Origin of the sequence: Actinophytocola sp. (assembly GCF_050699915.1) — a bacterium.
Taxonomy (GTDB): Bacteria; Actinomycetota; Actinomycetes; order Mycobacteriales; family Pseudonocardiaceae; genus Actinophytocola.
The window spans coordinates 1-19792 of the sequence record NZ_JBOHGA010000112.1 but is presented as its reverse complement, the minus strand read 5'-3'; the positions used below and the strand labels follow the sequence as shown (position 1 = coordinate 19792).

At 71.2% G+C, this 19792-nt stretch carries 18 protein-coding genes and 2 pseudogenes; 10 read left to right on the top strand and 10 right to left on the bottom strand.

Translation table 11 applies throughout. The annotated features are described in order from the left end of the window. A partial coding sequence (locus tag ACRDSK_RS19875; RefSeq protein ID WP_431442696.1) for a sulfurtransferase occupies nucleotides 1-675 on the bottom strand: 675 nt, incomplete at its 3' end. A gap of 254 nt (nucleotides 676-929) precedes the next feature. Between ACRDSK_RS19875 and ACRDSK_RS19870 the strand changes: the two genes are divergently transcribed. The 3 genes from ACRDSK_RS19870 to galE all read left to right on the top strand — a co-directional run bounded on the left by ACRDSK_RS19870 (nucleotide 930) and on the right by galE (nucleotide 3867). Then, the gene (locus tag ACRDSK_RS19870; protein ID WP_431442695.1) at nucleotides 930-1625 is read left to right on the top strand and encodes a metal-dependent transcriptional regulator; all 696 of its coding nucleotides are present in this window, start codon (nucleotides 930-932) and stop codon (nucleotides 1623-1625) included. Nucleotides 1626-1714: 89 nt separating this feature from the next. Then, nucleotides 1715-2851 (top strand): galactokinase, encoded by a 1137-nt coding sequence (gene galK / locus ACRDSK_RS19865; protein WP_431442698.1) that lies wholly within the window; start codon nucleotides 1715-1717, stop codon nucleotides 2849-2851. A gap of 53 nt (nucleotides 2852-2904) precedes the next feature. Continuing rightward, nucleotides 2905-3867 (top strand): UDP-glucose 4-epimerase GalE, encoded by a 963-nt coding sequence (gene galE, locus ACRDSK_RS19860; RefSeq protein WP_431442694.1) that lies wholly within the window; start codon nucleotides 2905-2907, stop codon nucleotides 3865-3867. 642 nt (nucleotides 3868-4509) lie between these two features. Here the strand turns inward: galE and ACRDSK_RS19855 are convergent. Then, nucleotides 4510-5553 carry a DUF4192 domain-containing protein gene (locus ACRDSK_RS19855; protein WP_431442693.1) on the bottom strand — a complete coding sequence of 348 codons (1044 nt, stop codon included), beginning with the start codon at nucleotides 5551-5553 and terminating at the stop codon, nucleotides 4510-4512. A gap of 148 nt (nucleotides 5554-5701) precedes the next feature. Here ACRDSK_RS19855 and ACRDSK_RS19850 point away from each other — a divergent pair, with 148 nt between their 5' ends. The 4 genes from ACRDSK_RS19850 to ACRDSK_RS19835 all read left to right on the top strand — a co-directional run bounded on the left by ACRDSK_RS19850 (nucleotide 5702) and on the right by ACRDSK_RS19835 (nucleotide 9511). Further along, nucleotides 5702-6010: a hypothetical protein gene (locus ACRDSK_RS19850; RefSeq protein WP_431442692.1), complete on the top strand. Its 309-nt coding sequence runs from the start codon at nucleotides 5702-5704 to the stop codon at nucleotides 6008-6010. Then, nucleotides 5947-6726: an adenosine deaminase gene (gene add, locus ACRDSK_RS19845; RefSeq protein WP_431442691.1), complete on the top strand. Its 780-nt coding sequence runs from the start codon at nucleotides 5947-5949 to the stop codon at nucleotides 6724-6726. The genes ACRDSK_RS19850 and add overlap by 64 nt, the downstream gene beginning before the upstream one ends. Before the next feature lie 79 nt (nucleotides 6727-6805). Next, the gene (locus ACRDSK_RS19840) at nucleotides 6806-7426 is read left to right on the top strand and encodes a gamma carbonic anhydrase family protein (protein WP_431442690.1); all 621 of its coding nucleotides are present in this window, start codon (nucleotides 6806-6808) and stop codon (nucleotides 7424-7426) included. A gap of 66 nt (nucleotides 7427-7492) precedes the next feature. Further along, nucleotides 7493-9511, top strand: coding sequence for a prolyl oligopeptidase family serine peptidase (locus tag ACRDSK_RS19835; RefSeq protein WP_431442689.1), 2019 nt, complete (start codon nucleotides 7493-7495; stop codon nucleotides 9509-9511). Here the strand turns inward: ACRDSK_RS19835 and abc-f are convergent. The 3 genes from abc-f to ACRDSK_RS19820 form a co-directional block, all read right to left on the bottom strand. Further along, nucleotides 9485-11143, bottom strand: coding sequence for a ribosomal protection-like ABC-F family protein (gene abc-f / locus ACRDSK_RS19830; RefSeq protein WP_431442697.1), 1659 nt, complete (start codon nucleotides 11141-11143; stop codon nucleotides 9485-9487). The genes ACRDSK_RS19835 and abc-f overlap by 27 nt on opposite strands. 76 nt (nucleotides 11144-11219) lie before the next feature. Further along, the gene (locus tag ACRDSK_RS19825; RefSeq protein WP_431442688.1) at nucleotides 11220-11813 is read right to left on the bottom strand and encodes a TetR/AcrR family transcriptional regulator; all 594 of its coding nucleotides are present in this window, start codon (nucleotides 11811-11813) and stop codon (nucleotides 11220-11222) included. Further along, entirely contained in the window at nucleotides 11803-12555 is a 753-nt protein-coding gene (locus ACRDSK_RS19820) for an SDR family NAD(P)-dependent oxidoreductase (protein ID WP_431442687.1), read from the bottom strand. The genes ACRDSK_RS19825 and ACRDSK_RS19820 overlap by 11 nt, the downstream gene beginning before the upstream one ends. 70 nt (nucleotides 12556-12625) lie before the next feature. On the opposite strand from ACRDSK_RS19820, the gene ACRDSK_RS19815 reads away from it, so the two are divergent. Then, on the top strand, nucleotides 12626-13423 hold the full coding sequence (locus ACRDSK_RS19815; protein WP_431442686.1) for a GrpB family protein: 798 nt from the start codon (nucleotides 12626-12628) through the stop codon (nucleotides 13421-13423). Here the strand turns inward: ACRDSK_RS19815 and ACRDSK_RS19810 are convergent. Next, nucleotides 13410-13967: a TetR/AcrR family transcriptional regulator gene (locus ACRDSK_RS19810; protein ID WP_431442685.1), complete on the bottom strand. Its 558-nt coding sequence runs from the start codon at nucleotides 13965-13967 to the stop codon at nucleotides 13410-13412. The genes ACRDSK_RS19815 and ACRDSK_RS19810 overlap by 14 nt on opposite strands. Before the next feature lie 50 nt (nucleotides 13968-14017). Between ACRDSK_RS19810 and ACRDSK_RS19805 the strand changes: the two genes are divergently transcribed. Continuing rightward, nucleotides 14018-14455, top strand: coding sequence for an SRPBCC family protein (locus ACRDSK_RS19805; RefSeq protein WP_431442684.1), 438 nt, complete (start codon nucleotides 14018-14020; stop codon nucleotides 14453-14455). 59 nt (nucleotides 14456-14514) lie between these two features. Here the strand turns inward: ACRDSK_RS19805 and ACRDSK_RS19800 are convergent, their stop codons facing one another. The 4 genes and pseudogenes from ACRDSK_RS19800 to ACRDSK_RS19785 form a co-directional block, all read right to left on the bottom strand. Next, nucleotides 14515-17334, bottom strand: coding sequence for a vitamin B12-dependent ribonucleotide reductase (locus ACRDSK_RS19800; RefSeq protein ID WP_431442683.1), 2820 nt, complete (start codon nucleotides 17332-17334; stop codon nucleotides 14515-14517). Nucleotides 17335-17408: 74 nt separating this feature from the next. Then, on the bottom strand, nucleotides 17409-17861 hold the full coding sequence (gene nrdR / locus ACRDSK_RS19795) for a transcriptional regulator NrdR (protein WP_431442682.1): 453 nt from the start codon (nucleotides 17859-17861) through the stop codon (nucleotides 17409-17411). A 382-nt stretch (nucleotides 17862-18243) separates the two neighbouring features. After that, a pseudogene (locus tag ACRDSK_RS19790) lies at nucleotides 18244-18633 on the bottom strand (IS982 family transposase); the annotation flags it as partial. Between the two features lie 110 nt (nucleotides 18634-18743). Then, nucleotides 18744-19091 carry a LysM peptidoglycan-binding domain-containing protein gene (locus tag ACRDSK_RS19785; RefSeq protein WP_431442681.1) on the bottom strand — a complete coding sequence of 116 codons (348 nt, stop codon included), beginning with the start codon at nucleotides 19089-19091 and terminating at the stop codon, nucleotides 18744-18746. A gap of 405 nt (nucleotides 19092-19496) precedes the next feature. Between ACRDSK_RS19785 and ACRDSK_RS19780 the strand changes: the two are divergent. Then, nucleotides 19497-19792 (top strand): annotated as a pseudogene (locus ACRDSK_RS19780) (transcriptional repressor LexA); the annotation flags it as partial.

Here is a 19792-nt window from a genome sequence, read left to right as displayed (position 1 = left end):
CGCCGCGCCCGCGTCCGCGAAGCGCTCCGCGAGGGCTGCCGACGGACGCCAGCGGCCGTCCTCGCCGATGTGGGCCGCGAACGGCGCGTTCACCGCACCGGGGATGTGCCCGGCCCGCGCGTCGATGGGCTCGGTATCGCCGCGGTAGCGCTCCGGCGCCCGCGCGTCGAACAGCAGCCCGGCTCGCGCGAGGTCGGCGGCGCCGGCCGCGTCCAGCACCGGCATGCCGCCCGGCCGCACGGTGAAGTCGCCGGGCTTCGGCTCGGGCGCGACCGTGCTGACCGGTCGGCTCTCGGCGGTCCACGCCGCGAAACCACCGTCCAGGACGGTGACCCGACCGTGCCCGGCCCAGCGCAGCAGCCACCACGCCCGTGCGGCGATCGACCCGTTGTCCGCGTCGTACACGACCACCGGCTGGTCGCCGCGCACCCCGGCCGCCCGCAGCGTGCGCTGCAGCGCAGCCGGGTCGGGCAGCGGGTGCCTGCCGCCCGCGCCGGGCGGGCCCGCCAGCTCGGTGTCCAGGTCGACGTACACCGCGTCCGGCAGGTGCCCGCGCTCGTACTCCTCCCGACCGGGCGGACCGCCCAGCTTCCACCGAACGTCCAGCAGGACGGGCGGGTTCCGGTCGGCCAACGACGCGGCGAGCTCGGTGCACGACACCAGCGGAGAAGTCACCGGGTCATTGTCGCGGACGCCCGCACTACTGCGTTCGGGGTGATCGGGCTCGCCAAGCTCACCCTGTGCGACCACGACACTGCTCCGGCCGGGCGAGCGACTAGCATGGTTCCCGACGAGTCCGCGTAGCGACGTGGTGTGGCCTCCCTTCAAGTGAACTTGAGCGCGCACCAGCTGTCCGGTGCCCCACCAGGCGGGGTGGGTGACGACAACCGGGCCCGACGCGACCTTGTCCCGGCACGAAGGGGAATGGCGTGAACGAGCTCATCGACACCACCGAGATGTACCTCAAGACGATCTACGAGCTCGAGGAGGAGGGTGTCGTCCCCCTGCGCGCCAGGATCGCCGAACGGCTCGGGCAGAGCGGTCCCACCGTGAGCCAGACCGTCGGGCGGATGGAGCGCGACGGGCTGGTCATCGTCGCCGGCGACCGGCACCTCGAGCTCACCGACCACGGCCGGGCCCTGGCCGTCACCGTCATGCGCAAGCACCGGCTCGCCGAGCGGCTCCTGGTCGACGTCATCGGCCTGGAGTGGGAGCACGTGCACAGCGAGGCGTGCCGGTGGGAGCACGTGATGAGCGAGGCCGTCGAGCGAAAGCTGGTCAAGCTGCTCGGCAACCCCACCACGTCGCCCTACGGCAACCCGATCCCCGGCCTGGACAAGCTCGGCGAAGGCGAGCCGGCCCCGCCGGTCGAGGCCGACCTCGTACGGGTCGACGACGTCGCCCGGCGCGGCGGCGGCAAGGTCGAGATCCGCCGCATCGCCGAGCACGTCCAGCTCGACCCGGACCTGATGGCCGAGCTCAAGGACGTCGGCGTCGTCCCGGGACAGACCGTGCACGTAGGCCCCTCGAAGGGCGACGGCAACATGATCGAGGTCAGCGGCGAGCACAGCTCCGCCCAGGTGGCGCCGACCATCCTGCACGCGGTGCTCGCCCGGGCCAAGTGACCGCCCGCGACGAGCCGGACGCGGACCACAAGACCGGCGCCGCCACGCGCGGCGGCGTCGCGACGCGGGCCGCGAGCGAGTTCGCTCGCCTGCACAGGCACGCTCCCGCCGGAGTGTGGTCCGCCCCGGGCCGGGTGAACCTCATCGGTGAGCACACCGACTACAACGACGGTTTCGTGCTGCCCTTCGCGCTGCCGTTCCGGATCGCGGTCGCGGCGCGTGCCCGCGCCGACGGGCTGCTGTCGATCGCGACCGTCGGCGACGACGGCCGCCCGCAGCGTGCCGGGCCGGTGCCGGTGGACGCGCTGGAGCCGGGCGGCGTCACCGGGTGGGCCGCGTATCCGGCCGGCGTGGGCTGGGTGTTGCGTCACGAGGGGTTCTCCTCCGGGGCCGATCTGGTCATCGCCGGTGACGTGCCGGCCGGGGCGGGTCTGTCCTCCTCTCATGCGTTGCAGTGCGCGACGGCGCTCGCGCTGTTGGGGCTCGCCGGCACCGAGCTCGACGAGCCGGGTGCGCCCGGCCGGGCCGAGGTGGCCGCCTGGGTGCAGCGTTCGGAGAACGACTTCGTCGGCGTCCCGACCGGTCTGCTGGACCAGACCGCCTCGCTGTGCTGCGTCGAGGCGCACGTGTTGTTCCTCGACGTCCGCTCCGGCGAGATGGAGCAGGTCCCGTTCGACACCGCCGAGGCGGGCCTGGACGTTCTGGTGATCGACACCAGGGCCAGGCACTCCCACGGCGAGTCCGGCTATCGCGAGCGGCGCGCGGGCTGCGAGCGCGCCGCCGAGCTGCTCGGGGTCCCGGCGCTGCGCGACATCGAGTCGGCCGGGCTCGACGACGCGATCTCTCGACTGCCGGACAACCTGCGCCCGCTGGTCCGCCACGTGGTCGCCGAGAACGAGCGGGTGCGGCGTGTGGTCGAGCTGCTGCGCGCCGACCGGATCGCCGAGACCGGCGATCTGCTCAGCGCGTCCCACGCGAGCCTGCGGGACGACTACCGGGTCTCCTGCCTCGAGCTGGACGTCGCGGTGGAGGCGGCGCGTGCCGCCGGAGCGCTCGGTGCCAGGATGACCGGCGGCGGCTTCGGCGGATCCGCGATCGCACTGGTGCCTCAGGACGAGCGGGGCACCATCGGGGACAAGGTAGTCGCGGCGTTCGCCGAGCGGTCGCTGCCGGCGCCGGGCCTGTTCACGGCGGTGCCCGCCCGGGGTGCGGGCCGCGACATCTGACCGACGCGTACGAGCGGGCGACGACCCGCGAACCTGAGGAAGCGAGGACCGCGGTGAAGCTGCTCGTGACGGGCGGGGCCGGGTATGTCGGAAGCGTGTGCGCGGCTCGGCTCGTGGAGGCGGGACACGAGGTCGTGGTGGTGGACGACCTGAGCACCGGGCACGCCGACGCGGTGCCGGCGGGCTGCCGGTTCGTCGAGGCCGACCTCGCCGATGCCGCCGGCTCAGTGCTCGCCGAGGGCTTCGACGGTGTCCTGCACTTCGCGGCCAAGTCGCTCGTCGGCGAGTCGATGGTCGACCCGGCCAAGTACTGGTGGGGCAACGTGCACACCTCACTCCTGTTGCTCGACGCGATCCGGGAAGCCGGCACGCCACGACTCGTCTTCTCCTCCACCGCCGCGGTGTACGGCGAGCCTGAGCGGTCGCCGATCCTCGAGAGCGCGGCCACCCGGCCGACGAACACCTACGGCGCCGCCAAGCTGGCCATCGATCATGCGATCACCTCCTACGCCACCGCGTACGGTCTGTCCGCGGTGAGCCTGCGGTACTTCAACGTCGCCGGCGCCCACGCCGGCTTCGGCGAGCGGCACACCACCGAGACGCACCTGATTCCGCTCGTGCTGCAGGTCGCGCTCGGGCAGCGGGAGAGCATCCACGTGTTCGGCGAGGACTACCCGACCGACGACGGCACCTGCGTCCGCGACTACATCCACGTGAACGACCTCGCCGAGGCGCACCTGCTCGCGCTCGACACCGCCACGCCGAACCAGCACCGGATCTACAACCTCGGCAACGGCATCGGCTTCTCCGTGCGCCAGGTCATCGAGGCCTGCCGGGCGGTAACCGGCCACCCGATTCCCGCAGAGGCCAAGGACCGGCGCGCGGGCGACCCCGCCACGCTGGTCGCCTCCAGCGAGCTGGCACAGGTGGAACTCGGATGGAAGCCCCGACACGTCGACCTCGAGGGCATCGTGCGTGATGCGTGGGAGTTCGCCCGCGCTCGTGCCGGACGATGACGCGCCTCTCGAGCTGATGCCGTCCCACGATCGCGGACCGGCGTGCTGACCCAGTTCGGCATGGCCAACGAGGACGGCGTTCGCCGAGGACCTGGGGCGGCATCCGGTGCCGGACGAGCCCAGTTCCGCAACGCCGGCCCACGTTGCCGGCGGCACCCTGCGCAAGATCGCCTCCCGGGAGTCGCTGGGTGCAGCGGGCGAGACGCTGGTTCCCCGCTTGTCTGCGACAAGCGTCCGCGTACCCGTCGCGACCACGCACTCGCCGGGCGGACCGCGCGACGCTCGCCTCTCCGCGACGGTGACCGAGGCCCAGACACTGATCGAGGCAAGCCCATCCGTGGTCCTGTGTGGACGACCGGCCGTCGGATGTCCCAACCCCCACACAGACGCGGCAGACAACGACCCGTTTCGCGGGCCGTATTCGCCAGCACGTCGACCACGAGGGCATCGGGAGTTGCCCCGCGCCCACACCGAACGCCGAACAAACGCGAGCTGCGACAAGCGTCCGCATGCCCGTTGGAACCACGCGCTCGCCGGGCGGACCGCGCGACGCTCGCCTCTCCGTGACGGTGACCGTGACCTGGCTCGGCCGGCGCCGGCCGAATGCGGCCCGCGACCGTGGGGTCACGTCGGTGTGGCGGTTCATTCGTTCGCTCCTTGTGCGTCGACCTGTTCTGCCCACTCGACGCTTTCCACCAACATGGCGTGCAACCGTCCGGGTGGCACGCCCCGGTCGATCGACTCGCGCAGCAGCAGCGCGAGCTGGTGGTCGGGATCGGCGTCGAGTGCCACCTCCAACGCCATGTTCGCGAGCACGCCCTCGCCACGGAGGTAGGCGTGCATCGCGAGCAGGCTCGCCGGCTCGGCCCGCTCCGGGGCGGGAACGCATCGGGTGAGCACGGTCCACAAACGCTCCGCGGACTCCGCCTGGTCGGTGAGCAGCAGCGGCAGGCAGTTGTCGCGGACGATCGGGTCGGTCAACGCCTCCGCGAGCCGCACCACCTGTTCGTCGTCGAGGTTCGGGAAGTCGCCGTCGGCGATGGCGTGGACGGCTGCCCGGACCGCGGCCCATCTCTCGTCCGGCTCGGCGTCCGGCTCCGTCGTTCGTTCGGCGAGCAGCTGAGCGCGGTGCGCCACCCGATCTTCCCGGTCCGGCGCGAGGTGCTGCGCCATCTCCGCACGGCTGGCGTAGCGGACGATGCCGGCCACCGCGTGGAAGGCGGCGATCGCCGAGCTGGCCGGGTCGCCCACCTGCCCGGTGCACTCCTCGTCCTCGTAGCACCACCACGTCTCGCCGACCTCGACCACCGGCACCCACAGCCCGTGGACGATCGGGATGTCGACCTCGCCGAGCTCCTTCGCGACCAGTTCCATCAGCCACCGGTACGGCAGCTCCGGCGGGTCGACCGAGTGGCCTCCGATGATCACCGGGACGGCCACGTCCGGTTCGTGTGCGACGGTCGCCAGGCACAGCTGGCTCACCATGTCGGGGCCGTGCCGTGGTTCCGGCAGGTCCATGCGCACCGTGGCGCCGAACTGGAGACGGTCGGTGAGGTGGAAGGTGACCAGCACGATCGAGTCGACCGGCGGGAAGCCGATCATGCTCGGGATGCCGGCGATCAGCTCGCCGAGATCATCGAGGTAGATCCCGTCGGTCAGGGAGGGTGGGGCCGGTGGCGGTGTCATGCCTCCACATTGCGCGGGGTCGGGGAGGCGTGGGACGGTCGGCCGGGATCTGTGGACAACTGGGCGCGTTGTGGATAAGTCGCCTCGAATCACAAGTCACCCGATCGTGGCTTGAATTCTCGGTGGCGCGTTCGGGCAATATGGTCATGTGTTCGATTTCATCTCCGCCCTCCCCAAGGTCGAGCTCCACGTCCACCTCGTGGGCTCCGCGTCCATCGACACCGTCCTGGAACTGGCCAGGCGGCACCCCGAGCTGGACGTGCCCACCGACCGGGACGCGCTGGTCGCCTTCTACGAGTTCACCGACTTCGCCCACTTCATCGAGGTCTACGTCCAGGTCACGCGGCTGGTGACCTCGGGCTCGGAGTCACCGCACTGGTCGAGGGGCTCGCCGTGGACCTGGCCCGCAACAAGGTGCGCTACGCGGAGGTCACGGTCACGCCCACGGCGCACCTGATGATGGGCATCGACCCGGACGAGCTGGCCGAGGCGTTGACCGTCGGGCGCGAATTGGCACTCGAACGACACGGCGTCGAGATGGCCTGGATCTTCGACATCGCCGGCTCGTTGGGCTACCGCCAGGGCATCGCGACGGCGGAGTGGACGTTGCGGCACCGTCCGGACGGGACGGTCGGGTTCGGGCTGGGCGGGCACGAGGTCGGTGTGCCGAGGGACAAGTACCGCAACCCGTTCGACATGGCCCGCGACGGCGGCTTACACCTGGTGCCGCATGCGGGCGAGACGACGGGCCCGGAGTCCATCTGGTCCGCGCTGCGCGACCTGCACGCGGAGCGGATCGGGCACGGCACGAGCGCTGTCGCCGATCCGGAGCTGGTGGCGCATCTCGTAGGTGAGGGAATTCCGGTGGAGGTGTGTCCGAGCTCGAACATCCGGACCAGAGCCGTGCGCTCGCTCGCCGAGCACCCCTTACCCAGGCTGCTCGACGCCGGCGTTCCGGTGACGCTGGCGACCGACGATCCCGGCATGTTCCACACGGACCTCAACAGGGAGTACTTGCTGTGCCACGAACACTTCGGCCTCGGCCGGTCCGAGCTCGCGGACCTGGCCAGAGCGGGCGTGCGGGCCGCCTTCTGCCCCGAGGAACAGAAGTCCAGCCTGCTGGCCGAGATCGACGCGGCCGAGCGCGGACAGGCGAGCCCGGCGAGCTTGTAGTCGGTCGGCGACCGACCCGACCACGCGATGACCGACTCCCGCCGGATCGATTACCCGGGGACGGGCCAGAATCGGGGACATGCTGATCCGACACCGGGATGCCGAGCCGTTCGTGGACCCGACCGCCTGGGTGGCGCCCAACGCCACTCTGGTCGGTGACGTCCGGGTGGGACCGGGCGCACGAGTGCTGTACGGAGCCGTGCTCGACGCCGAGGGTTCTCGGGTGGAGGTGGGCGAGTCCGCGATCGTGTCCGAGCACGCGGTGTTGCGGGCGACCGCGGTGACCGATGCGGACACCCCGGTGTCGGTGGGTCATCACGCGTTCATCGGTCCACATGCGACGGTGCTCGGCGCGACGGTGGGTCAGTGTGCGTACCTGGCCGCGCAGACGACGGTGCTGCACCGGGCGGTGCTCGGCGCGGGCGCGTCCGTCGCGGTGGGTGCGTTGGTGCACGCACGGACGTTGCTGCCGGACGAGTTCTTCGTGCCACCGCACACGACGGCGATCGGCGACCCGGTCCGCGTGCTCTCGCCCGACCGTGCGGACGAGCTGGCCGAGGCGATTCGCGACACGGAGTTCGCCGACGCGGCGTTCGGCGTGCGTACCGAGTGGACGGATCGGGTCACCCGCTACCGGCAGGTGGCGGAGGTGCGCGCGGCCGAGTACGCGGCGCACGTCGACGACACCGTGGTGGTCTGAGCCCTCCACACATCAACGACGACAGCCTCGGGTCCGGACAGCGGGCGAACGAGGCAGACTGGAGGCATGAGCGACGAAGACCCGTACCTCTGGCTCGAGGACGTCACGGGTGACACCGCGCTGGGCTGGGTTCGGAAGCGCAACGCCGAGACCGTCGAGGAGCTGACCGGCGCGCCGCGGTTCGCCGAGCTGCGCGACGAGATCCGCGAGGTCCTCGACGCCGACGACCGGATCCCGTACGTGCGCCGACGAGGCGAGCACCTCTACAACTTCTGGCAGGACGCCGCGAACCCGCGCGGGCTGTGGCGGCGCACCACGCTCGAGTCCTACCGGTCGACGGAGCCCGAGTGGGAGCTGGTGCTCGACGTGGACGCGCTCGCCGAGGCCGAGGTCGAGAACTGGGTCTGGCAGGGCGGGGTCGTGCTGCGTCCGGGCTACCGGCGCGCGCTCGTCGAGCTGTCCCGGGGCGGTGCGGACGCGGCCGTGGTACGGGAGCTCGACCTGAAGTCGCTGACGTTCGTCGAGGACGGGTTCACCCTGCCGGAGGCGAAGAGCCGGGTCGGCTGGATCGACGAGGACCACATCTATGTCGGCACCGACTTCGGGGAAGGCTCGCTGACCAGCTCGGGGTATCCGCGGATCGCGAAGCAGTGGCGGCGCGGCACGCCGCTCGACGAGGCGACCGTCGTGTACGAGGGCAAGCTCGACGACGTGTCGGCGGGCGCGTTCCACGACCCGACCGAGGGGTTCGAGCGCGACTTCGTGTACCGCAACCTCGACTTCTACCGGACGGAGAAGTACCTGCGTACCGCCGGCGGCGGGCTGGTGCGCATCGAGGTGCCGGAGGATGCGGAGGCGTCGTCGCACCGGGAGTGGTTGCTGATCAGCACGCGGTCCGCGTGGACGGTCGGCGACACGACCTACCCGGCGGGTGCGCTGCTCGCCGCCCGCTTCGACGACTACCTCGCGGGCGTGCGCGAGCTCGACGTGCTGTTCGCGCCCGACGAGCACACCTCGCTCGCCTACCACGCGTGGACCCGCAACCACCTGATCGTGGCCATGCTCGAGGACGTGAAGAGCCGGTTCACCGTGCTCACGCCCGGCCCGGACGGCTGGTCGCGCACCCCACTGGACGGGGTGCCCGAGGTGGGCTCGGCCGACATCGTCGGCACCGACCCGGACGTCAGCGACGAGTACTTCCTCAACGCGAGCGGCTACACCCAGCCGGCCACGCTCTACCGCGGCGAGCTCGGCGGAGCCGTCGAGGTCCTCAAACGGGCGCCCGCGTTCTTCGACGCCGCGGACCTGCCCGTGGCACAGCACTTCGCGATGTCCGACGACGGCACGAGGATTCCGTACTTCGTCGTAGGTCGCGGCGGGCCGACGCTGCTCACCGGGTACGGCGGCTTCGAGGTGTCGCTCACGCCGACCTACAGCGGCACGACCGGACGGGGTTGGCTCGCGCGCGGCGGCACGTACGTCGTGGCGAACATCCGCGGCGGCGGCGAGTACGGCCCGACCTGGCACCAGTCGGTCCAGCGCGAGCACCGGCTTCGGGTGTACGAGGACTTCGCGGCCGTGGCGAAGGACCTCGTCGACCGCGGGATCACCACGCCGGCGCGGCTCGGTATCCAGGGCGGGTCGAACGGCGGCCTGCTGACAGGCGTGATGCTGACCCGCTACCCGGACCTGTTCGGCGCGGTCGTGATCCAGGTGCCGCTGCTGGACATGCGGCGCTACCACAAGCTGCTGGCCGGGGCGTCCTGGATCGCCGAGTACGGCGACCCGGACGAGCCGGCCGACTGGGCGTTCCTGCGGGAGTACTCGCCGTACCAGAACGTCCGCTCCGGACGCACCTATCCGCCGACGCTCGTCCTCACGTCCACACGGGACGATCGGGTGCACCCGGCGCACGCACGCAAGATGGTGGCCCGGATGCGTGAGCTCGGCCACGACGTGCGCTACCACGAGAACATCGAGGGCGGGCACGGCGCGGCCGCGGACAACGAGCAGCTCGCCTTCAAGTGGGCCCTGGTGTTCGAGTTCCTGTGGGAGCGCCTAGGCGACGAGGCGCCCGCCGGCTAGCTCCAGCCGCGCGCCGGTGAACCGGCGGCGCAGCGCCCGGTCGTGCGACACGACGACCAGCGCGCCGGTGAACGAGTCGATGGCCTCCTCCAGCTCCTCGACCAGCGTGAGCGACAGGTGGTTGGACGGCTCGTCGAGCAGCAGCAGGTCCGCCTGGCCGGTCAGCAGGCGGGCCAGGCTGAGCCGGCGGCGCTGCCCCGCGGACAGCGCGCCCTCCGGCACCCGCAGGTCCGCCGGGCGGAACAGGCCGAGCGACAGCAGGCGGACGGCATGCTCCTCCAACTGCCCAGGCCGGCCCGCCGCGAAGGCGGACAGCAGCGAGCGTTTCGGTTGGTGCGCGGGGATCTCCTGCGCGAGGTAGCCGACCCGACCACGCCTCCGCACGCTGCCCGCGTCCGGCTCGAGCGCGCCGGCGAGCACCCGCAGCAGCGTGGTCTTGCCGGCCCCGTTCGGCCCGTGGACCAGCAGTCGCTGCCGGCCACCGACCGCCAGCGAGTCGATGCGCAGCCTGTCGGCGACGCGGACGTCCTCCAGCTCCACCACGGTCCGCGGCGCCGCGTCTCCGACCGCGAGCCGCGCGGAGAACCGCAGCGGGTCCGGCGGGCGCGTCACGGCGTCGGCGCGCAGCCGGCGCAGCCGCTCATGGGCGCTGCGCACCCGGCTCGACTCCGAGCCCTGCACGCGGTCGCCATGCCGGCCGTAGGCCATCTTGTTGCGGTCCCGCATCGCCCGGCCGGGCGCGACCCGGTGCGCGGTGGTCGCGGCGAACTCGGTCAGCTCGTCGATCTCGGCGCACCACCGCTCGTAGGCCAGCTCCCAGCGCCGGCGCGCGGCCGCCTTCTCCGCGAGGTAGCCGCCGTAGCCGTCGCCGTAGCGGGCCACGGTCCGGCGGTCGGCGTCGACCTCGACGATCGCGGTGGCCACCCGTTCCAGGAACACGCGGTCGTGCGACACGGCGACGACGGTCCCTCGGTGGGCCCGCAGGTGGTCCTCCAGCCAGATGAGCGCACCGGCGTCGAGATGGTTGGTCGGCTCGTCGAGCAGCATCACCTCGGGCGCGGCGGCGAGCAGACACGCGAGTCCGAGCCGCGCCTGCTCGCCGCCGGACAGGCTGCCGAGCACGCGGTCGCGACCGACGTGCGCGAGGCCGAGCGCGTGCGTCGCCTTGTCCACCCGCGCGTCGGCCTGGTAGCCGTCGCGCAGCTCGAACGCGGTCAGCAGCTCGCCGTACTCGGCCAGCGCGGCCGGATCGTCCAACGTGGACTCCAGCGCACGCATTCTCCACTCCATGGCACGGAGATCGGCGAGCGCGGCGTCGATCGCGTTCTCGACGGTGTGCTCTGGCGGCAGCTCGGGAGTCTGGCCGAGGTAGCCGACGCTGGCCGCGGTGACCGTGATCTCTCCGCCGTCGGGCTCCTCCCGGCCGGCGAGCAGGCGCAGCAGCGTGGACTTGCCCGCACCGTTCTCGCCGACGACTCCGACGCGCTCGCCGGGCCGCACGGCCAGGGAGACGTTGTCGAGCAGCAGACGGTCGCCGAAGGACTTGCGCACGTCGCGCAGGGTCAACTGGGTTGGCACAACAGCTCCAAGGCATGCCGAAAGGGGTTCAGGACCGTCTTCGAGATGCCTCAGAAGATCATCGAGTGGTGCCTCCGCGTGTGACGATGTGGCACCGCCACGCTGCCACGGGCCGGAACGCCGTCGCAACTCATTTCCGAACCGACGCCCAGATCCGGTCAGGCAGCACCCGTGCCGCCACGCCGAGGTCGATGTCGGTCGCGCCCGCGAGCCAACGGCGCGACAGCTCCGCGACCGGGCCGATCAGCAGCATCTCGGTCAGCGGGTCCGGGAGGTCCACGATGGCGCCATCGCGGACATGCGGCGCGAGCCAGTGCGCCATGCGCGCCAGCCGCGGCTGTTTCATCGCGGCGATGGCGTCCACGTGCGCCGGCAGGTAGCTCGCGTACGCGGAGGCGTGGATGAACCGGGCCTGCCGCGGCTCCGCCTCGACGAACCGCAGGTACGCGGTGACGACCGCGCGCACGCCGCCCCGTGCGGTCCGCGACCGCTCGAGCGAGGCGACGATCCCGTCCAGCAGCTCGGCCATGCAGCGGGAGTACAGCGCGGCCGCGAGCCCGTCGAAGCTGCCGAAGTGGTGGTACAGGCTGCCGAGGCTCACGCCGCTGGCGGAGACGACGGCCTGCACCGTGAAGCCGTCCGGGCCGGCCTCCTCGTGCACGGCGAGCGCCGCGTCGAGCAGGCGGCGCGCGGTCTCCTCGCCGCGGCGCTGCTTAACGGGCAAGGCTCAACGCCTGCGCCCACAGCGCCTCGGCGAGCTCCGGATCGTGCGGGACCGGCTGCTCCTCGTCGAGGTGGAAGTACCTGCCGGTGCCGGGCGAGCCGCTCGCGAGCCGGACCACCGGACCGGTGGCGGCGCTCGGCTTCGCCCAGGTCAGCTTCACGGCCCGGAGCACCAGGCCGAGCGCGCCGCCTGGGTCGCCGAGCCGAGTGCGGACCACACCGGGGTGCACCGCGTCGATCGTCACGCCGGCATCCTGCCAGCGGCGGGCGAACAGCGGCAGCATCAGCAGGTTGGCGAGCTTGGTGTCGCAGTAGGTGCGGATGCGATGGAAGTCCGCGCCGGTCGGGGTGCGGTCGGGGTCGACCAGGCCCTTCACGTGCAGGCCGGCGCTGACCTGGACCACCCGAGCGACGCGGTCCTCGAGGGCGAGGTTGAGCTGGAACGGCGCGAGGTGGTTGACCACGAAGGCCTGCTCGAGGCCGTCCTCGTTGTGCGTGAGCCTTGTCGGCCAGACGCCTGCGTTGTGCACGAGCACGTCGATCGACGGGCAGACCTCGGCGATCGCGTCCGCCGCCGCGGCCACCGTGCGGGCGCTGGACAGGTCGCCGTGCACGACCTCCGCGCCGGGAATATCGGCGGGCGTGCGCGTCAGCGCGACGACGCGGTAGCCCTTGTCCAATAACGACTCCACGACCGCGCGGCCGATCCCGCGGTTGCCGCCCGTCACCACCGCCGTTCGCATGCAGACCAGCATAACTAGAACTGATTTCTAGAACAAGATTCTAGTACGGGTATCTGGCATCCTGGTGCGCATGCTGACCATTCGCGCGAGCGACGACGTGGCCGACCGGCTGCGACTGCTGGACTCCGAGCGCCTGCTGCGTTTCCGCGCCGGAGCGGCGGCGTTCGTGGTGACCGACACGCCCACCGCCGGCGCGGACGCCGTGGTCGAGTCGGCGGACGAGGTCGACGCGCTGTGGCGGGAGCGGCTCCAGCCGTTCGCGGCGGCACTGGCCGCGCCGGGACCGATGCGAGCGCGGGCGGTGCTGAGCCCGCACGACCCGAACTGGCGCCGGGTGGCGGACCGGCGTCTCGACCGGCTGCGGACCGCGTTGGCGCCGCTCGACGATGGCGACTTCGACTACCAGCACATCGGGTCGACCTCGGTGCCGGGGCTCGCCGCGAAGCCGATCGTCGACCTCCAGCTCCGGGTGCCGACACTGCCCATCGAGTCCATAATGGACGAACTGCTGCTCGACGCCGGCTACCACCGGACCGCCGGCGCGCGGCCGGACTCCCCCGGCGTGCACCGGGACATCCCGCGCGGCGGCGAGGGCGTGCCGGACGAGGTGTGGGTCAAGCGGCTGTACGTCTCGCCCGACCCGGCGGCGCCGGCGATCCTGCACGTGCGCCGCGCGGACTCCCCGTGGGGTCGCTACACCGTGGCGTTCCGCGACCTGCTGCGCGCGGATCCGGCCGAAGCGGCACGCTACGAGGGCACGAAGATCGAGCTGGCGCGGCGGCACGCGGGCGACCCCGACTACGACGACTACACCCGCGCGAAGACCGCCTACTTCGACGCGATCCAGGAACGGCTCAGGGCCGGATGAGCCCGACGATCGCCGCGAGACGCTCCTTCTGGCGGCCCGCGCTGAGCCGGCCGTCGCGGGTGAGCGTGACCAGGCCGTGCAGGGCGCCCCACAACACCTCGGCGAGGATGTCGGGATCGGTGTCGCCGGCGTACGGGGCGACCGTGTCGCGCAGCTCGGTGAACGCCTCCCGGAGCGGGGCCGGCGCCTCGGGCGAGGCGAACCGGATGCCGGTCGCGCGGCTGAACATCCCGTCGTAGACCGCCGGGTTGGCGTCGGCGAACCCGACGTAGGCCGAGGCGGCCGCGCGCACCGGGTCGTCGGGCCACTCCGCCCGCGCCCGGGCGAGCTCCTCGGCGAGCTGGGCGAACCCGCGCTCGGCGACGACCGCGATGATGGCGTCCTTGCCGGCGAAATGCGTGTACAGCACGGGCTGGCTGAACTCGATGAGCTCGGCCAGCCGCCGGGTGGTCACCGCCGCCCAGCCCTCGGCTTCGGCCAGGTCACGCGCGGTCTGCACGATCAGCTCGTGCCGCTGCGCGCGCTCGCGCTCCCGCTTGCTCACAGTCGAATCTAAGCACCGGTGGGCGAATCTGTCGGCTACCCTTCGACGCGATGCGCACCATCCGCACGACGGTCTCGATCGACGCCCCGCCCGACGCCGTGTGGGCGGTGCTCACCGACCTCGCCGGCTACCCGTCGTGGAACCCGTTCATCCAGGAGGCGTCGGGCGACGTGGTCGAGGGCGGGACGCTGTCGCTGCGGATGGTTCCCGGCGACGGCAGTGCGCCGCGGACAGTCACGCCGACGCTGCTGGCGGTGCGCCCGCCGACCGAGCTGCGGTGGCTGGGCAAGGTGGCGGTGCCGGGCATCTTCAGCGGCGAGCACGCGTTCGAGCTGTCCCCGCTCGACGGCGACCGCACCGCGCTGGTCCACAGTGAATGGTTTCGCGGGCTGCTGGTCCCCTTGCTGGGCAAGGTGATCAGGCAGACCGAGCTGGACCTCGGCGCGCTCAACGAGGCGCTCAAGAGCCGCGTCGAGAGCCGGCCCTAGTTACGAAACTCCCCTCATCCGGCCCGTCGGGTGGGCCGGATGAGGGGAGAAACGAGCGGTCAGCTGCAGCCGGAGGTCGAGCCGCAGCCTTCGCAGACGTAGCACGAGCCGGCCGGACGCATCTTCGTGCCGCAGGTCATGCACAGCGGCGCGTCGGCCACCTTGCCGAGGTGTAGTTCCAGCAGCTCGGTCGAGCTGTGGGCCTCCACGATCTCCGGCTCCTCCTGCTTCGCCGGTTCGACGGTCAGGCGGGTCGGGGTGGCGTCGACCGAGGTGCGCAGGCCCTCCAGATCCACGTCGGATGGCGTGCCGTAGTCGTTGTTGACCTGGACGGCGCGCTCGTCGGCGGTGAAGATGCCCAGCTGGGCCCGCTTCTCGTACGGCAGGTAGTCCAGCGCCAGCCTGCGGAACAGGTAGTCCAGCACGCTCGTCGCGATTCGGACGTCCGGGTCGTCGGTCATGCCGGCCGGCTCGAAGCGCAGGTTCTGGAACTTCGAGACGTAGAACTCCAGCGGGATGCCGTACTGCAGCCCCACGGAGATCGACATCGAGAAGGCGTCCATCACGCCGGCCAGCGTCGAGCCCTGCTTGCCGAGCTTGACGAAGATCTCGCCCAGCCCGTCGTCCGGGTACGAGCCCGCGTGCAGGTAGCCCTCGGCACCACCGACCGTGAACGACACCGTCTGCGACGGGCGCTTCTTCGGCAGCCGCTTGCGCACCGGGCGGTACTCGATCACCTTTTCGGGCTCGGCGGTCTTCGAAGCGCCCTTGCCGGCGGACAGCGGCTGGCCGACCTTGCAGTTGTCCCGGTAGATCGCGAGCGCCTTGAGGCCGAGCTTCCAGCCCTCGAAGTAGATCTGCTCGATGTCCTCGACGGAGGCCGCCTCCGGCATGTTCACCGTCTTGGAGATCGCGCCGGAGACGAACGGCTGCACCGCCGCCATCATCCGGACGTGCCCCATCGGCGCGATCGAGCGCTCGCCCATCGCGCAGTCGAACACCTCGTAGTGCTCGTGGCGCAGGCCCGGCGCGTCCACGACGTGTCCGTGCTCGCCGATGTACTCGACGATCGCCTCGACCTGCTCGTCCTGGTAGCCCAGCGCCGTCAACGCGCGCGGCACGGTCTGGTTGACGATCTGCATCGAGCCGCCGCCGACCAGCTTCTTGAACTTCACCAGCGCGAGGTCGGGCTCGATCCCGGTGGTGTCGCAGTCCATCATCAGGCCGATGGTGCCGGTCGGCGCGATCACCGACGCCTGGGCGTTGCGCCACCCGTTCGCGGCGCCGACCTGCAGGCCGCGCTGCCACTCGCGGGTCGCCAGCCGCTGCACCGCACTGTCGTTGACGTGGTGGGTGCGGATCAGGTCGTTGGCCGCGGCGTGCTTGCGCATGACCCGCTGGTGCGCCTCGGCGTTGCGGACGTAGCCGTCGTACGGGCCGATGATGCCGGCGAGCTCGGCGGAGCGCCGGTAGGCGGTGCCGGTCATCAGCGAGGAGATGCTCGCCGCGAGCGCGCGGCCGCCCTCGGAGTCGTACGCGTGGCCGGTCGCCATGAGCAGCGCGCCCAGGTTCGCGTAGCCGATGCCCAGCTGGCGGAACTTGCGCGTGGTGTCGGCGATCGGCTCGGTCGGGAAGTCCGCGAAGCAGATGGAGATGTCCATCGCGGTGATCACGAGCTCGACCGAGCGGGCGAACAGCTCCGCGTCGAACATGCCGTCCTCGCGCAGGAACTTCATCAGGTTCAGCGACGCGAGGTTGCAGCTCGAGTTGTCCAGGTGCAGGTACTCGCTGCACGGGTTGGACGCGGTGATGCGGCCCGACTCGGGGCAGGTGTGCCAGTCGTTGATCGTGTCGTCGTACTGGACGCCCGGGTCGGCGCAGTCCCATGCGGCCTGCGCCATCTTGCGGAAGAGCGTCTTGGCGTCGACCCGCTCGATGATCTCGCCGGTGGTGCGGGCGCGCAGGCCGAAGTCGTTGCCGCCCTCGACGGCGTGCATGAACTCGTCGGAGACGCGGATGGAGTTGTTGGCGTTCTGGTACTGCACCGACGTGATGTCGCCGCCGCCGAGGTCCATGTCGAAGCCGGCGTCGCGCAGGACGCGGATCTTCTGCTCCTCCTTGGCCTTGGTCTCGATGAACTCCACGACGTCCGGGTGGTCGACGTCGAGCACGACCATCTTCGCGGCGCGGCGGGTGGCGCCGCCGGACTTGATGGTGCCGGCGGAGGCGTCGGCGCCGCGCATGAAGGAGACCGGGCCCGAGGCGGTGCCGCCGGAGGACAGCAGCTCCTTGGACGAGCGGATGCGGGAGAGGTTCAGGCCGGCGCCGGAGCCGCCCTTGAAGATCAGGCCCTCCTCGCGGTACCAGTTCAGGATCGAGTCCATCGTGTCGTCGACGGAGAGGATGAAGCAGGCGCTGACCTGCTGCGGCGACGACGTGCCGACGTTGAACCAGACCGGCGAGTTGAAGCTGAACACCTGGTGGAGCAGCATCCAGGTCAGCTCGTGCTCGAACACCTCGGCGTCGGCCGGGGTGGCGAAGTAGCCGTGCTTGGTGCCGGCGTCCACATAGGTCTTGACGACCCGGTCGATCAGCCGGCGCAGCGAGTGCTCACGCGCCGGGGTACCCACCGCGCCCCGGAAGTACTTGCTGGTGACGATGTTCGTCGCGTTGACCGACCAGAACTCGGGGAACTCGACGCCCCGCTGCTCGAAGTTCACCGTGCCGTCGCGCCAGTTGGTCATCACCACGTCGCGCTGTTCCCAGGTGACCTCGTCGTACGGGTGCACGCCCTGCGTGGTGTGCACTCGCCGCACGGTGAGCCCCCGACTCGCCTCCTCGGCGTCGTGCCCCGCCGCCGCGCCGACCGTCTCCGTCATGACCAGTCCCTCTCCCTCGTTGATCGCTACCCCTGGCGCCGACGCCGGTGTCCGCTGCCGCACTCGCTGTCGCCTCATGTCTCCTGTGTTCCTCGCAGCCCCGCGATCTCCTTCTCGAAGTCCTCGATGGACGAGAAGGAGCGATACACGCTGGCGAACCGGAGGTAGGCGACCTCGTCGAGCTCGCGCAGCGGACCGAGGATGGCGAGCCCGACCTCGTGGCTCGGCACCTCGGCGGCGCCGGTCGAACGGATCGTCTCCTCGACCAGCTGGGCCAGATGTTGCAGGGCGTCCTCGTCGACCGGGCGCCCCTGACACGCCCGGCGCACGCCGACGACGACCTTCTCCCGGCTGAACGGCTCGGTGACGCCGGAGCGCTTGACCACGGCGAGGACCGCCTCCTCGACCGTGGTGAACCGCCGGCTGCACTTGGCGCACGAGCGGCGCCGCCGGATGACCTGGCCCTCGTCCACCTCGCGGGAGTCGACCACTCGGGAGTCCGAATGGCGGCAGAATGGACACCTCACCCAGAATCACCCCTCGTGATGTTGCATGCCGCGTCGGTCACCTGGTGATCATCTTGTGGATGGCCGGTGGACAACGCGCCCCAACCTGTGGACTAACTACAGCGATGTAACTACTAGATGTTGGGGTCGACGGTATGCCTAGACGCCACATGATGCAAGTCGCCCAAGGTGCGACACGCGGAAGTGAGAGTGTTCCCCAGGTCACTCGGAGGGCTCGTCACCCGCAGTGGGGAGGGCGCGTCGGGTCAGCCTGTCGGGCGATGGCGCACGGGGCCGCGGCGGGCCGGTGAGTAGGCAACGCGGCACGCCGGGGACGGTTCGCGAGCCCCGCCACAACGCGAGGGCGAGGCAAGGCGGCGCACATGCATGGACAAGCCCGCCGCTAGATGGTCCTAGGCGGTAGAGATCGTTTGACTGGTCTTGCGGTCTTGTCGTTGTGCCAGGTCGCGGTGGTCAACGCGAGGATGTGTTGCAGGATGCGGACGAGGACTCTGGCTGGGGCGCGTCCGCCGTGTTGTTCGAGGTCGAGTTGGCCCTTGAAGGTCTGGTTGATCAACTCGATGGTGTGACGCAGCGGTTTGAACCAGCGAACACCGGGTCGTTCGGCCTCGCTCTTGCGAGCCCGGCGCAGCAGGTCGATTCCGGCGGAGCGCAGGGCGTGTTCGAACTCGCGGCCGTAGTAGTGCTTGTCCGCGATCAATGTCTGGCCGGGCCGCTCAGCGACCAGAAGGCCGCCCAGTGTGCACATCAGATGCAGGCGCAGGCCCCAGAAGGCGCATGACTTGGGTCGGTGGACGAAGTGCGCGGCCTGATCGACCGCGGGGCGAGCGCGCTCGCGTCGGCGAGGCCGACGAATCTCGCGGAATGGTCGCCGCGGTCAGGTCACCCGGACGGCACGGTCAGCGGCTGGCCGGGCGTGACCCCGTCGCCGAGGCCGCCGTTGAGGTCGCGGATCCGCTCCACCACGGCGGTCGTGTCGCTGCCCGGCGCGACTCGCCCGGCTAGCTCCCACAGGCTCTCCCCCGGCTCGACCCGCACCACGGCCGTCCGGTCGGGCACGGACGCCGGGCCCGCGCCGGACAGCGTCCCCAGCCCGACCACGGCCAGGCACACGACGCCCGCGACGGCGAGCAGCCACGACACGGGCAGGCGCGGACGCCGCGGCGCGCAGGCCGCACGCGGGACCGTCCGAGGCGCTCCCGCGACCTGACGCCGGGTCGGCGGTGCCACCGGAACACGCCGGCGAACCGGCGTCTGGACACGCCGCGCCTCTTCCGTCCTGTGCGCCAACACGCTCATGACTGCCTCCTGAACCGTTCGAACACCTGTCCGAACCTCGAACAGTCGTTCGATCGAACCCTCGTGCGAATTTGTACCACGGGGCACCGACAAAAACGAGAACCATCCGGCGTGTCGTCGAACAGGTGTTTGATCTCGTCGTGGCAGCCGGTTAACGTCGAAGTCGCAGTTGAAACACTCAGTCACATCCGGGCGTTCGAACAAACGGCCGGCACGCAGGGAGGCAGGGAAGTGCCACGCAAACCCGGAGGAATACCCAAGGGTGTCCCCAAGCGGAAGCCCCTCAAGGGGAACCTACGCAGCTTCCCCGACCTCGACCGAGGCGAGAACACCGAGCTGCCCGTCCGGCAGCGCGAGGTGCTCGAGGTGATCCGAACCTGGGTGGAGCGGTTCGGCTACCCGCCGAGCGTGCGGGAGATCGGCGAGGCCGTCGGCCTGACCTCCACCTCGAGCGTCGCCTACCAGCTGCGCGCCCTGGAACAGAAGGGCTACCTGCGCCGCGACCCGAACCGGCCACGGGCCATCGGCGTGCTGCCGCCCGACGCCGAGCCGCTGCCCGCCGCCGAGGTCGGCGCCGCCACGCTCGTCGGCGAGGACGCGCTGGACGACGACCTGCACACCGACTCCGACAC